This is a genomic window from Stenotrophomonas sp. Steno-Z4, from assembly GCF_056393145.1.
In genome coordinates, this window is record NZ_JBWJPC010000006.1 from 15,636 (window position 1) to 28,843 (window position 13,208).

General features: G+C 68.3%; 12 protein-coding genes. 5 read left to right on the forward strand and 7 right to left on the reverse strand.

From position 1 onward, the window contains the following. The first annotated feature begins 10 nt into the window (after positions 1-10). On the forward strand, positions 11-1,375 hold the full coding sequence (locus AC06E7_RS14250; protein WP_320459170.1) for an NAD-dependent succinate-semialdehyde dehydrogenase: 1,365 nt from the start codon (positions 11-13) through the stop codon (positions 1,373-1,375). Positions 1,376-1,444: 69 nt separating this feature from the next. Here AC06E7_RS14250 and AC06E7_RS14255 read toward each other — a convergent pair whose 3' ends face one another. The 6 genes from AC06E7_RS14255 to AC06E7_RS14280 all read right to left on the reverse strand — a co-directional run bounded on the left by AC06E7_RS14255 (position 1,445) and on the right by AC06E7_RS14280 (position 6,884). Continuing rightward, positions 1,445-2,440, reverse strand: a complete 996-nt coding sequence (locus tag AC06E7_RS14255; protein ID WP_068850648.1) for a magnesium and cobalt transport protein CorA — start codon at positions 2,438-2,440, stop codon at positions 1,445-1,447. 15 nt (positions 2,441-2,455) lie between these two features. Beyond that, on the reverse strand, positions 2,456-3,721 hold the full coding sequence (locus AC06E7_RS14260; protein WP_478065131.1) for a lipoprotein N-acyltransferase Lnb domain-containing protein: 1,266 nt from the start codon (positions 3,719-3,721) through the stop codon (positions 2,456-2,458). Positions 3,722-3,729: 8 nt separating this feature from the next. Continuing rightward, entirely contained in the window at positions 3,730-4,611 is an 882-nt protein-coding gene (locus tag AC06E7_RS14265) for an HlyC/CorC family transporter (RefSeq protein WP_093533867.1), read from the reverse strand. Positions 4,612-4,675: 64 nt separating this feature from the next. After that, positions 4,676-5,254: a hypothetical protein gene (locus AC06E7_RS14270; RefSeq protein ID WP_478065285.1), complete on the reverse strand. Its 579-nt coding sequence runs from the start codon at positions 5,252-5,254 to the stop codon at positions 4,676-4,678. An 85-nt stretch (positions 5,255-5,339) separates the two neighbouring features. Further along, positions 5,340-5,825 (reverse strand): rRNA maturation RNase YbeY, encoded by a 486-nt coding sequence (gene ybeY, locus AC06E7_RS14275; RefSeq protein ID WP_478065132.1) that lies wholly within the window; start codon positions 5,823-5,825, stop codon positions 5,340-5,342. A 75-nt stretch (positions 5,826-5,900) separates the two neighbouring features. Then, positions 5,901-6,884 (reverse strand): PhoH family protein, encoded by a 984-nt coding sequence (locus tag AC06E7_RS14280; protein WP_068850654.1) that lies wholly within the window; start codon positions 6,882-6,884, stop codon positions 5,901-5,903. A 406-nt stretch (positions 6,885-7,290) separates the two neighbouring features. On the opposite strand from AC06E7_RS14280, the gene AC06E7_RS14285 reads away from it, so the two are divergent. The 3 genes from AC06E7_RS14285 to AC06E7_RS14295 are packed head-to-tail and all read left to right on the forward strand — an operon-like array spanning position 7,291 to position 10,330. After that, on the forward strand, positions 7,291-8,265 hold the full coding sequence (locus AC06E7_RS14285) for an HlyD family secretion protein (protein ID WP_478065133.1): 975 nt from the start codon (positions 7,291-7,293) through the stop codon (positions 8,263-8,265). Between the two features lie 17 nt (positions 8,266-8,282). Further along, a complete protein-coding gene (locus AC06E7_RS14290; RefSeq protein ID WP_320459207.1) occupies positions 8,283-9,218 on the forward strand; it encodes an ABC transporter ATP-binding protein in 936 nt (311 codons plus the stop codon). Further along, complete coding sequence (locus AC06E7_RS14295) at positions 9,215-10,330, forward strand: ABC transporter permease (protein WP_249834031.1); 1,116 nt, start codon at positions 9,215-9,217, stop codon at positions 10,328-10,330. The genes AC06E7_RS14290 and AC06E7_RS14295 overlap by 4 nt, the downstream gene beginning before the upstream one ends. 64 nt (positions 10,331-10,394) lie before the next feature. Here AC06E7_RS14295 and miaB read toward each other — a convergent pair whose 3' ends face one another. Further along, on the reverse strand, positions 10,395-11,843 hold the full coding sequence (gene miaB / locus AC06E7_RS14300) for a tRNA (N6-isopentenyl adenosine(37)-C2)-methylthiotransferase MiaB (protein WP_336443702.1): 1,449 nt from the start codon (positions 11,841-11,843) through the stop codon (positions 10,395-10,397). Between the two features lie 236 nt (positions 11,844-12,079). Here miaB and AC06E7_RS14305 point away from each other — a divergent pair, with 236 nt between their 5' ends. Beyond that, on the forward strand, positions 12,080-13,027 hold the full coding sequence (locus AC06E7_RS14305; protein ID WP_478065134.1) for a lytic transglycosylase domain-containing protein: 948 nt from the start codon (positions 12,080-12,082) through the stop codon (positions 13,025-13,027). Positions 13,028-13,208 lie beyond the last annotated feature (181 nt).

Here is a 13,208-nt window from a genome sequence, read left to right on the forward strand (position 1 = left end):
GAGCACCGCGATGACCGTCGAAATCGTCAACCCCGCCACGGGCCGTGTGACTTACCGCCACGAGCTGCTGGACGCCGCCGGGATCGAGCAGCGGCTGGCCGCCGCCGCGGCGGCCTTCCCGACGTGGTCGGCCCGTTCGCTGCAGGAGCGCGGCGCCATCCTGCGTGCCATCGCCGGCCAGCTGCGCGCGCGCAGGGACGACATCCAGCAGGCGATGACCACCGAGATGGGCAAGCTCAAGGGCGAGGCGCTGGCCGAGGTGGAGAAGTGCGCGCAGGCCTGCGAGTACTACGCCGACCACGCCGCCGATTACCTCAAGCCGCAGCTGATCGACACCGAAGCCCAGCGCAGCTACGTGCGCTATGAACCGATCGGCTGCGTGTTCGCGGTGATGCCGTGGAACTTCCCGATCTGGCAGGTGTTCCGCTTCCTGGCGCCGGCGTTCATGGCCGGCAACGTGGCCCTGCTCAAGCATGCCAGCAACGTGCCGCAGTGCGCCGACCTGATCCTGGCGGTGTGCCGCGACGGCGGCTTGCCCGAGGGCGTGTTCGATGTGCTGCACATCGACAACGACCAGGCCGCCGAGGTGCTGCGCGACAAGCGGGTCAAGGCGGTCACCCTGACCGGCAGCGAGCGGGCGGGGCGCTCGATCGCGTCCAACGCCGGCGACCAGCTCAAGAAGTGCGTGATGGAGCTGGGCGGCAGCGATGCGTTCGTGGTGCTGGACGATGCGGACCTGGACAAGACGGTTGCCGCTGCGGTGAAGTCGCGCTTCGACAACAGCGGGCAGACCTGCATCGCCGCCAAGCGCTTCATCGTGGTCGATGCGATTGCCGACGCGTTCGTGGAGAAGTTCGTCGCAGCGGCCGCAGCGCGTGTGTACGGCGATCCACAGGACGAGAAGACCACGCTGGCGCCGATGGCACGTGCCGACCTGCGCGAGGAGCTGCACAAGCAGGTCCAGGCGAGCGTGGAGAAGGGGGCCAGGGTACTGCTGGGCGGCGAGCCGGTGGCCGGCACCCATGCGGGTTACCCGGCGACCATCCTCGACAATGTGGAACCGGGCATGCCGGCCTACGACGAGGAACTGTTCGGGCCGGTGGCGGCGATCCTGCGCGTGCGCGACGACGCCGATGCGCTGCGGGTGGCCAACGACACCACCTTCGGGCTGGGCGGAAGCGTGTGGAGTGGAGATCCGGTACGCGGCGAGGCCATCGCCAAGCGGCTGGAATGCGGCGCGGCATTCGTCAACGCCATCGTCAAAAGCGATGTCCGGTTGCCGTTCGGCGGCAGCAAGCGCTCGGGCTTTGGTCGCGAACTGGCCGACCACGGCATCCACGAGTTCATGAACATCAAAACCGTTTACGTGGCCTGATGCGGTTGACCACCAACGGCCGCCACCTGCCGGTCCACGCGGTAGGTATCGACCGTTGGTCGATACGCGTTACAGCCAACGGGCGCGCTTGAACAGCCGATACAACCCGACGCACACCGCACCCACCCCGACGATCATCGCGGGGTAGGCCCACGGCTTGTCCAGCTCGGGCATGTGGGTGAAGTTCATGCCGTACCAGCTGGTGATCAGGGTCGGGGCGGCCAGCAGCGCCGCCCACGCACCGAGGCGCTTGACCGTCTCGCCCTGGGCCAGGGTTACCAGCGACAGGTTCACGCTCAGTGCCGTACCCAGCATCTCGCGCAGGGTGTCGATCACATCACTGATGCGCACGGCGTGGTCGTGCACGTCGCGGATGTACAGCTTCACTTCGTCGGGGATCAGCTCGCCGGGATAGCGGCGCAGCTGCGCCAGCACGTCCTGCAGCGGTGCGACCGCCATCCGCATCTTGTTGAGTTCGCGCTTGAGCTCGTAAAGGCGTACCACCGTGGTGCGTTTGTAACTGTCGGCGAAGATGTCCTTCTCCAGCGAATCCAGCGTGTCGCGGAAGTCGGTGGTGATCGGCAGGTAGTTGTCGACCACGAAGTCCAGCACGGCATACAGGCAGTAGGAGGCGCCCATGGTCAGCAACTGCGGTTCGCGTTCCACCCGGGCGCGGACCGGGGCGTAGGACAGCGATGCGCCGTGGCGCACGGTCACCAGGAAGCGCGGGCCGAGGAAAGCGTGTGTTTCGCCATACTCGATGCGGTCCTGCACGCGTTGCGCGGTGGTCACCACCACGAACAGGGAATTGCCGTAGGCCTCTACCTTGGGCCGCTGGTGGGCGTTGCGTGCATCGTCTATGGCCAGGTCGTGCAGGCAGAATTCCTCCTGCAGCTTGAGCAGCACCGCGTCGGCCGGGTCGTAAAGGCCCACCCACACAAAACCGTTCTTGCTGGCGATCACATCGCTGATCGCATCCAGCGCGATGTCGTGTCGCTTGCCCTGGTCGTCGTAGTGAACGCAGTTGATGACACAGGTCGGGTTGGAGGCGGCGGCGTGTTCCATGAGCGATATCCTGCGTCAGCGATGCGTGACAGCTGGGTCACGACGGCCGAGCGTCCAGGCCAGCGCCACGTGCAGCGGCAAGAGCAGCACGATCCACTGCAGGTTCACCTGCGCCTGCAGGGTCAGCCAGTGCAGTACCAGGCCGAGCAGGGAGAGCAGGGCAACCGCCCACAAGGTGCAGCGGAACCAGGCGCCGGGCACGCGTGCGCGCAGCAGCGTCACCGCGCCGGGAAGCAGCAGCAGGCACAGCGGCGAGAGCTGCAGCAGGTTGCGGTTGGCCCAGGCGGCGTGGTGCGCGCTGAAGCCCCACAGGTAGGCCAGCAGGACGCCGGCAATCCCGCAGAACAGCCACAGCGGCAGGGCCAGCGCGGCCAGCAGGCGCCGGCGGCGGCGCAGGGCCAGCACGCCGGCAGCCAGCACCAGCCCGCACAGCAGCCACGGCCACCAGCGGCGCGCGGATTCAGCCGGTTCCGGGGCGATGCGGTGTGGCAGCAGCTCCAGCTCTTCCTGCACCAGCGGGCGGCCGTCGCTGTTGCGCACCTCGCGCAGCGCGTCGGCCAGGCGCATCGGCACGAAGGCTTCCTGCCACCGCGACAGCGGCTGGTCGGCGAACGGGCCGAGCCCGATGTCGAAGCCCAGCCACATCCACGGGGCCGGCGAGGCCAGCCGCACCGATTCGCTGCGGTAGGTGTTGCCGCGCGAACGGCCGGACAGCTGCGAGTGCAGCCCGCCGCCGAGCGCACCATCGATCGCATCGCGCACCATGGTGGCGCAGTTGGCGGTGTAGTAGTCGTAGCGGTAGCGCGCGTTTTCCGGCTTGGCGCGCTCGGCCAGCGACGCAGCAAGCGCACGCGCCTGCTCCGGGCTGAGGTCCAGCCACTGCAGGTTGGCGCCGCGGCCGCTGTCGCGGTAGTAGGAGAGGTCCTGGTCCAGCGGCAGCGCCACCAGGTAATACATCATCTCGCCGCGCAGGAAGCGGCCGACGAAGTCCGGTTCGCTGGGGTCGAAATAGCCGAAGTTGTACGAGGTGGCATCGCCGGTAACCGGGTCCTCGACCACGATCGCGTCATGCCCGAAGCGCTCGAAGAAGATGCTGCCCGGCTGCATGGTCACGATGCCGATGCGCGGTGGCGGCGCTTCGGCGGGCGGCGCGGCGGCGCTGGCCGCCGAAGGTCCAGGCGCTGCCTGTGCCAGTGCGACCAGCGGCAGGCCGGACACACTGGCCAGGAACAGGAGGAACAACAGGCGGCACAACGGCCACCGCGTCAGCAGGGGCCGCATGGCGTGGGTCAATCCTCGATGATGGCGTCGGGCGGCAGCACGGTCACATGGAACGCCTGCACGCGGCGGGCATCGGCGCGCGCCACCCGGAACACGAAGCGGTCCAGGGTCAGCTCGTCGCCGGTTTCGGGCAGGTGCCCGATCGCCTCGGTGACCAGGCCACCGATGGTGTCGTAGTCGTCGTCCGGGAACGCGGCGCCGAAACGCTCGTTGAAATCCCCGATCGGGGTCAGCGCGTCGACCACGTACTGGCCGTCGGCCTGGATCGCGATCTGCGCGGTGTGGTCTTCGGCTTCATCATGCTCGTCATCGATCTCGCCGACGATCTGCTCCAGCACGTCCTCGATGGTGACCAGCCCGGCGACACCGCCGTACTCGTCCACCACGATCGCCATGTGGTTGCGCGAGAGCCGGAATTCCTTGAGCAGCACGTTGAGCTTCTTGGCTTCGGGAATCAGCACCGCCGGGCGCAGCAGCTCGCGCACGTTGGCCGGCCCGTTGTCGGCGACCACGCCGCGCAGCAGGTCCTTGGCCAGCAGCACGCCGAGGATGTCGTCCTTGTTGTCACCGTGCACCGGGAAGCGCGAATGGCCGGATTCGACCACCTGCTTCATCAGTTCAAGGAAGGGGGCTTCCACCGGCAGCGAGACCATCTGCGAACGCGAGATCATCACGTCGCCCACGGTCAGTTCCGCCACCGAGACCGCGCCCTCCATCATGCGCAGCGTGTCGGCGGCAATCAGGCCGTCTTCGTGCGCGGAGTGCAGTACCGCCACCAGCTCGTCGCGGGTGTGGGGTTCGCCGGAGAAGGCAGACGTCAGGCGTTCAAGCCAGCTGCGCTTCTTCTCATTTTGCTCCGGAACGGAGCCACTACTGTCGTCTTCAGACATCTCTGCAAAAAAGGCACCCGGCGAGCCGGGCGTTGGCGCCAGTCTAGCAGGATGCGGGCCGCTGTCAGCGCCCGCCCGGCGGGGTGTTCACGGACGGGGTCATGGCGCCGGCCGGCGCTGCCGGGGTGTCGGCCGGGACTTCGTCCTCGGCGGGCAGGTCCAGGCTGTAGGTGCAGCCGGCCAGGGTCTTGCCGGGGTGGGTCTTGACCGTGGACAGGCTCAGGATGATCGACTCGATCATCGGTTCGCCGGTGCGCGGATCGGTCACGTCCCGGCTGACCACCTCACGGCCGGCCATGAACTTGTCCGGGTTGTCCACGCCGTCTTCCAGGGCCAGGGTCTTGGCCATCGGGCGGGGATCGGGCACATCCAGGATCGCCATGATGCTGGCCCCGGACACCGCCACGTATTCGGTGCGCTGGCCGAACACCGTCAACGGCGTGGCCAGGCGGTACTCACTCATGAACTGGTTGTTCTGCGGCAGCGGCTGCATGCCGTTGGCCACTGCCTTGAGCGGGTCGGCCACGACCGGGGCGACCGCGTCGTAGTCGGCCACGCGCTGGCGGCACTCGATCAGCGCGGCAAGGTCCAGCGGCGCGGCGGCAGGGGCGGCTGGGGCGGCCGTTGTCGGGGCGGCGGCCATGGCAGGGGTGGAAAACAGGGCCAGCAGGCACAGGCAGGCGGGGCGTGCGAAGGTCATGCAGGAAACGTCCGTCAGGGGCGGCGGCTCAGCGCTCGCCGGCGTAGGGGTCGGCGATGCCGAGGTCGGCCAGGATCTCGCGCTCCAGCTGTTCCATGGCTTCGGCTTCCTTGTCGTCCTCGTGGTCCCAGCCCAGCAGGTGCAGCACCCCGTGCACGGTCAGGTGCGCGTAGTGGGCGTTGAGCGCCTTGGCCTGTTCCTTCGCTTCGGCGGCCACCACCGGCGCGCAGATCACCAGGTCGCCCAGCAGCGGGAACTTGACCCCCTTGGGCAGGCCCTCGGGCAGCTCGGCGGGGAAGCTGAGTACGTTGGTGGCGTAGTCCTTGCCGCGGTAGTGCCGGTTCAGCGACTGGCCCTCCTTGGCGTCGACCACGCGGATGGCCAGGTCGGCCTCGCGGATGCGGCCGTTCAGTGCCGCAGCCACCCATCTGCGGAAACTCACCGCCGACGGCAACCCGGCACGGGGCAGGGCGTAGCTGACGGCGACATCGAGTCGAATGGGGCCTTTGGTCATGGCGGTTCCGGTACTTCGGGTTCTATCGGGAAACCACAGTATCGCGCGTGTGGCGCCGCGCCGCGATGGCCGCGCTCATTCGGCGCCCGGCTTGACCTGCTGCAGGTCGCGGCGGTCGTAGGCGCTGACGATGCGCGCCACCAGCGGGTGGCGCACCACGTCGCGGGCCTCGAAGAAGGTGAAGCTCACCCCGTCCACGTCGCGCAGCACCTCGATGGCATCGCGCAGGCCGGACTTCACGTGCTTGGGCAGGTCGGTCTGGGTCAGGTCGCCGGTGACCACGGCGGTGGAGCCGAAGCCCAGCCGGGTCAGGAACATCTTCATCTGCTCGACGGTGGTGTTCTGCGCTTCGTCCAGGATCACGTACGCATCATTGAGCGTGCGTCCACGCATGTACGCCAGCGGCGCAATCTCGATGACGTTCTTCTCCAGCAGCTTGATCACCTTTTCCACGCCCAGCATTTCATACAGCGCGTCGTACAGCGGGCGCAGGTACGGATCGACCTTCTGGCTCAGGTCGCCGGGCAGGAAGCCCAGCTTCTCGCCGGCTTCCACCGCCGGGCGCACCAGGATCAGGCGCTGCACCCGCGATTCGTTCAACGCATCCACCGCGCTGGCCACGGCCAGGAAGGTCTTGCCGGTACCGGCCGGCCCAATGCCGAAGTTGATGTCGTGAGTGGTGATCTGGTGCAGGTAGCGCGCCTGGTTGGCACCACGCCCGCGCACGGTGCCGCGCTTGACCTTGATGGTGACTTCCTGCGCTTCGTAGCTGCGCTCCACCAGGTGTTCCACGTTGGCCTGGTTCAGGCGCAGGTGGATGGCGTGGCTGTCGAAGGGCGTCTCGGCCGCCTCCAGGTACAGCGCTTCGATCAGCGCCTGTGCTTCCTCGGCCACGGCCTTCGGGCCGGTGACCCGGAAGACGTGGCCGCGGTTGGCGATTTCCACGCCGAGCTTGAGTTCGATCTGGCGCAGGTGCTCGTCGAAGGGGCCGGCCAGGTTGGCAAGGCGTTCGTTGTCTTCCGGGGCCAGGGTGAAGTCGCGGTGTGCCAGTGCGGTCATTGCGTCCGGCGGCGACGGTCGTCATGGCCGTGCCGCAAGTTGGGGATAGGAAGGACAGGGTAGCGCGGGCGTGCAGGCCTCGCCACAGCAGCGCGGTTCTCCACAGCGGCTGTGCAGCAGCAGTGCAGCAACCTGTGGATAGTCTCTGACGGCCCTACTGCCGCAATGCTGTCGCGTGCGTGGTCAAAAAAGCGACATCTAGCTCGGGGTTTTCCACACCGCTTGTGGGCGGTTGCGCGGGAAAGGTGTGGATAAGCGGCCGTACCCCCTGCGGCGCAATGGCTGCGGAAGGGTGATCATTTCATGACCAGTGCGCGGACCCGCTGGCACGCGTGACCGATCCTTCACGGGTGCATGCGCAAGGTGACCTCTTCTTCCCCCGCCGTGCCCTGCCGGAGCCGCGTCGATGTCCGCAGCCAGCTACCTGTCCATGCGTGGGGTGTTCCTCGCCGGCGCGGGACTGCTGCTGTCGGCGTGCCGGCAGGAGCCGCCGGCCGCGCTCGGTACCTTGGAGTGGGACCGCATTACCGTGCCGGCGCCCGCGGCGGAAACCATCGTGGCCATCCGGGTTCACGAAGGCCAGCAGGTGGCCGCCGGGGCGGCGCTGCTGCAGCTGGAGCCGATCCGCACCGCCGCCCAGCTGCAGGCACTGGAAGCGCAGGCCAGCCAGGCCGGGCAGGCCCTGCAGGAACTGCGTGAGGGCCCTCGCCGTGAAGACATCGACCAGGCGCGGGCCAACCTGGCGTCGGCACGCGCGCAGGCCGTCGACGCGTCGGCCTATTACCGCCGTCTGCAGCCGCTGGGTCGGCAGCAACTGGTGGCCGCTGCCGACGTGGACCGCGCGCGGGCGGCCGCCGGCAGCGCGCAAGGCGCGGTGCAGGCGGCCGAACAGGCGCTGCTGGCGCTGGAACACGGTACCCGCGTGGAGCAGGTGGCCCAGGGCGAAGCCGCCCTGCAGTCGGCACAGGCCCAGGCCGCGGCGCAGGCAGTGACGCTGCGCAAGCTCGACCTCGTTGCCCCGCGCGCCGGGCGCGTCGATGCGCTGCCCTACCGGCTGGGCGACCAGGCGCCGGTGGGGGCCCCGCTGGTGGTGCTGCTGGTTGGCGACCGCCCTTACGCCCGGGTGTACCTGCCTGAGCCACTGCGCCTGAAGGCGCGGGTGGGGCAGGCGGCCCAGATTCACCTGCAGGGTCGCGACGGCGCGTTTGCCGGCCATGTGCGCAGCATCCGCAGCGATCCCGGCTTCACGCCGTACTACGCGCTCAGCGGCGACGACGTGTCGCGGTTGAGCTGGCTGGCGGAAATCGAACTGGACCGCGCCGACGGGAGCGCGCCGCTGGCGGACCTGCCCGCCGGCGTGCCGGTGCGGGTGGTGTTTTGAACGCCGCCGAACCGGCGATCCGCGCGCGCGGGCTGACCAAGCAGTTTGGATCGCTGGTGGCGGTGGATCATGTCGACCTCAGCGTGCCGCGCGCCAACGTCTATGGGTTCCTGGGGCCGAATGGCTCGGGCAAATCAACCACCATCCGCATGCTGTGCGGCCTGCTCACCCCGAGCGCGGGCGAGATCGAAGTGCTGGGCCTGCGCATACCGGAGCAGGCCGAGGCGCTGCGCCGGCGCATCGGCTACATGACCCAGCGCTTTTCGCTGTTTGAAGACCTCACCGTGCGCGAGAACCTGGAGTTCCTGGCGGCGGTGCAGGACATCCCGCGCGCCCGGGCGCGGCAGCGCATCGATGAGTTGCTGGAGCACTACCATTTCCAGGACCGCCAGAAGCAGTTGGCCGGCACCATGAGCGGCGGCCAGAAGCAGCGGCTGGCACTGGCCGGTGCCGTGATCCACGCGCCGGAGCTGTTGTTCCTGGACGAGCCGACCAGTGCGGTGGACCCCGAGTCGCGGCGCGATTTCTGGGAAAAGCTCTTCGACCTGGCGGACGCCGGCACCACCTTGCTGGTGTCCACGCATTACATGGACGAGGCCGAGCGCTGCCACCGTCTGGCCATCCTCGACCAGGGGGTGCTGGTGGCCGATGGCAGCCCGGCCGAACTCACCGCCGCACTGCAGGGGCGCACCCTGGAAGTGCATGCGGCGCAGCCACGACAAGCCCAGCGGGCGCTGGCAGGCCTGCCCGGGGTGCTCAGCGTGGCGCAGATCGGCAATACGCTGCGCGTGCTGCTGGACAGCGGCGACGATGCCGAAGCGCGCCTGCAGCAGGCGCTGCGCGCTGCCGGGCAGGGGGCGGAGGTGGTGCGCAGCGCCGCCAACCTGGAAGACGTGTTCGTCTCGGCCACGCGCGGCCGCGAGACGCCTGCCGCGGCCGGGGCCACGCCATGAACCTGCGGCGGCTGTGGGCGATCGTGCTCAAGGAGTTGCGGCAGATGCGCCGCGACCGCATCACCCTGGCCATGATCGTCGGCATCCCGGTGATGCAGTTGGTGCTGTTCGGCTATGCGATCAACCTCAACCTCCGCCACCTGGAGACCGGCATCGCCGACCAGGCCGGCAGCGCGGCCTCGCGCGCGCTGCTGGCCGACATGGTGGCCACCGGGGTGATCGCCCCGACCCTGCACGTGGACACTCCCGACCAGTTGATGACCGCGCTGCGGCGCGGGCAGGTCAGCATCGGCATCGTGGTGCCGCCTGATTTCGAGCGACGCCGGTTCGACGGCCGTGAGGCGGTGCAGGTGCTTGTGGATGGCAGCGATACCGTCGTGCAGAGCGCGGCGGTCCAGCTGGCCCAGGTGCCGCTGGACACCCGGCCGGTGCGCAACGACCGGCCACTGCGCGCGGGCGCATCGGGTGCGGCCGGGCAGATCAGCGTGGTGGCGTTCTACAACCCGCAGCGGCGCTCGGCGATCAACATCGTGCCCGGCCTGATCGGGATCATCCTGACCATGACCATGGTGATGTTCACCGCCGTGGCGATCGTGCGCGAACGCGAGCGCGGCAACATGGAATTGCTGATCGCCACGCCACTGAGCCGCAGCGAGCTGATGGTCGGCAAGGTGCTGCCGTATGCGGTGATCGGCCTGGTCCAGACCACGCTGGTGCTGCTGCTGGGGATGTGGCTGTTCGAGGTGCCGGTGCGCGGCAGCGTGCTGGATGTCTACCTGGCGGCGGTGCTGCTGATCACCGCCAACCTGGCGTTGGGCCTGTTGATCTCGACCCGCGCGCAGTCGCAGTTCCAGGCCATGCAGATGACAATGTTCGTGTTCCTGCCATCGATCCTGCTGTCGGGTTTCATGTTCCCGTTCGCCGGCATGCCGCGCATCGTGCAGTGGCTGGCCGAGATCCTGCCGCTCACCCATTTCCTGCGCCTGGTGCGCGGCATCATGCTGCGCGGCGCCCGCTGGTGGGAACTGTGGCCGGAGGTGCTGGCACTGCTGGGCTTCATCGTGGTGATGATGACCCTGGCCATCCTGCGGTTCCGCAAGCGCCTGGATTAGCGCGCATGCCGACCAACGGTCGGCATCTACCCGGTAGGTACCGACCGTTGGTCGGTACGTGGGCTCACGCGATGACCAGCCGTCCGCGCAGCGAATTGCTGTACGCCTCGGTGATCTCCACATCGACCAGCTGGCCGACCAATCGCGCCTGCCCCGGGAAATTCACCGACCGCATGTTCTCGGTCTTGCCGGTGAGCTCATTCGGATCGCGGCGCGACGGACCTTCCACCAGCACCGTCTGCACCGTGCCGACCATCGCATGGGAGATGGCGGCTGCCTGCTCGTTGATCCGGGCCTGCAGGCGCGACAGCCGCGCGTGCTTCTCCGCATCGCTGATGGTGTCCTCGAGGTCGGCTGCGGGCGTGCCCGGTCGGCGCGAATAGATGAAGGAGAAGCTGTGGTCGAAGCCTACGTCCTCGATCAGCTTCATGGTCTTCTCGAAGTCCGCGTCCGTCTCGCCAGGGAAGCCGACGATGAAGTCCGAGCTGATCGAAATGTCCGGGCGTACTGCGCGCAGCTTGCGGATCTTGGCCTTGAATTCGAGCGCGGTGTAGCCGCGCTTCATCGCCGACAGCACCCGGTCGCTGCCAGCCTGCACCGGCAGGTGCAGGAAATTGGCCAGCTGCGGCACGTCGCGGTAAGCATCCACCAGCGAATCGCTGAACTCCAGCGGGTGCGAGGTGGTGAAGCGGATGCGGTCCACCCCGTCGATCTCGGCGATGGTACGGATCAGCAGGCCGAGGTCGGCAAACTCGCCGTCCCCATAGGGACCGCGGTAGGCATTGACGTTCTGGCCCAGCAGGTTGATCTCGCGCACGCCCTGCGCGGCCAGCTGCGCCACTTCCACCACCACGTCCTCGAACGGGCGGCTGACCTCGGTGCCACGGGTGTAGGGCACCACGCAGAACGAACAGTACTTGGAGCAGCCTTCCATGATCGACACGAACGCCGAACCGCCTTCGGCCCGCGGCTCGGGCAGGCGGTCGAACTTCTCGATCTCGGGGAAGCTGATGTCCACCTGCGATTTGCCCGATTCGCGCCGCTGGCGGATCAGCTCGGGCAGGCGGTGCAGGGTCTGCGGGCCGAACACCAGGTCCACATGCGGGGCGCGTTTGATGATCGCTTCGCCTTCCTGGGAGGCCACGCAACCGCCCACGCCGATGATGACGCCTCGGCCGTTGTTCTTCAGCGCCTTCCAGTAGCCCAGCTGGCTGAACACCTTCTCCTGCGCTTTCTCGCGGATCGAGCAGGTGTTCATCAGCAGCACGTCGGCTTCGGCCGGGTCGTCGGTCAGCTCCAGGCCTTCTTCGGCGGCAAGTACGTCGGCCATTTTGGTCGAGTCGTACTCGTTCATCTGGCAACCGTGGGTCTTGATGTACAGCTTGCCGCGCACGGGGCCGGTCACCTGCGGCCGGGAACCGGGCAGGGGCAGCAGGTCGGGGCGGGGCGAATCGATGGCAGGCACCGCGGTGCCGGCCGAGGTCGGCAGGGTCGAAGCTGGCGTCCCGGTCATGGCGCTTATTCCAGTCGGGTGGGCGGGCAGGCAGCCGGGGAGGGCTGCCGGGTAGCCGTCCATTGTACCCCGGGCGCCAGGGCGGGAACGACGCGTTGGCGGGGGCTGAACTTCGGAACGAACATGGGTCCTGGCGGCTTTGAGGGCTTCGGGGACTTGGGCCGCGCTGCGCGCGGTTGCCACGCATGGCGTGGCACTACTTGGCAAAGGGAGGCGAAACGGGGACACTCCGCCCCATGAAGGGGATCTTGGGGATCGCTGCGCTGGCCTTGGCTGCGCTGACCGCTGTGCCGGCCAGTGCGGGCACCCTGTACAAGTGTGTTGGCGCGGACGGCATTCCCAGCTATGTCAGCAAACGCATTGCCGGCACCAGCTGCAGCGTGGTCAGCAACTACCGTCCCGACCGCAGCGCCCCGCGCCGTTACGTTCCGCCACCGTCTCCAGCCCCTGTGCCCGCCCCTGCGGTCGTGGCAACCGCTGCGCCGGTCCAGGACGGTGCCGCGTCCGGCACCGCGCTGGCCCCGAGCCCGGCCCCCGCCCAGGCCGCCACCGTGCTTACTGCCGCGCCGGCGCCGGCGGCCCGCACCGGCAAGGCGCAGCGCGTGGTCAACGGGCAGGTCTACTCGTACATGAAGGATGGCGTGCGGCATTACACCAGCCGCCGGCCCGCGCAGATGGCCAGCCTGGGCCAGGTCCGCACCATCCATTACAGCTTCATCGAGCGCTGTTATGCCTGCGGTGCCAGTCCGGGCGTGAACTTCGGTTCGGTCCGCCTCAACACCACCGCCTTCCAGGCAGAGATCGCGTCAGCCGCGCGCGAGTTCGGGGTGGAGGAGGCGGTCGTCCGCGCCATCATCCACGCCGAATCGGCTTACAACCCGACCGCGCTCAGCCGCGCCGGCGCACAGGGTTTGATGCAGCTGATGCCGCCGACCGCGCGCCGTTTCGGCGTGACCGATTCCTATGATGCGGCGCAGAACATCCGCGGCGGCGTGCAGTACCTGTCGTGGCTGCTCAAGCGGTTCAATGGCAACCTGACCCTTGCCGCTGCCGGGTACAACGCAGGCGAGGGCGCGGTGGATCGTCATGGTGGCGTGCCGCCTTACAGCGAGACGCAGTACTACGTGAAGCGCGTCGCCCTGCTCGCCGACCGCTACCGCGGCGCCACCGCCTCCACGCAGTAATCCCCGTCCGCTTTCGACCGCATCGCGAAGGCCGGCCAACGCCCGGCACTGCAGATGTGGGCGCTTCCCTGGCAGCGCCGGCCGTTGGCCGGCCCTCGTGGTGCGACCACCATTGTGTCGCCGAGTCAGGTTCCGCTATAGTCGATCAGGATTCATTGTGGACTGGCCCCCACCGGTCTAC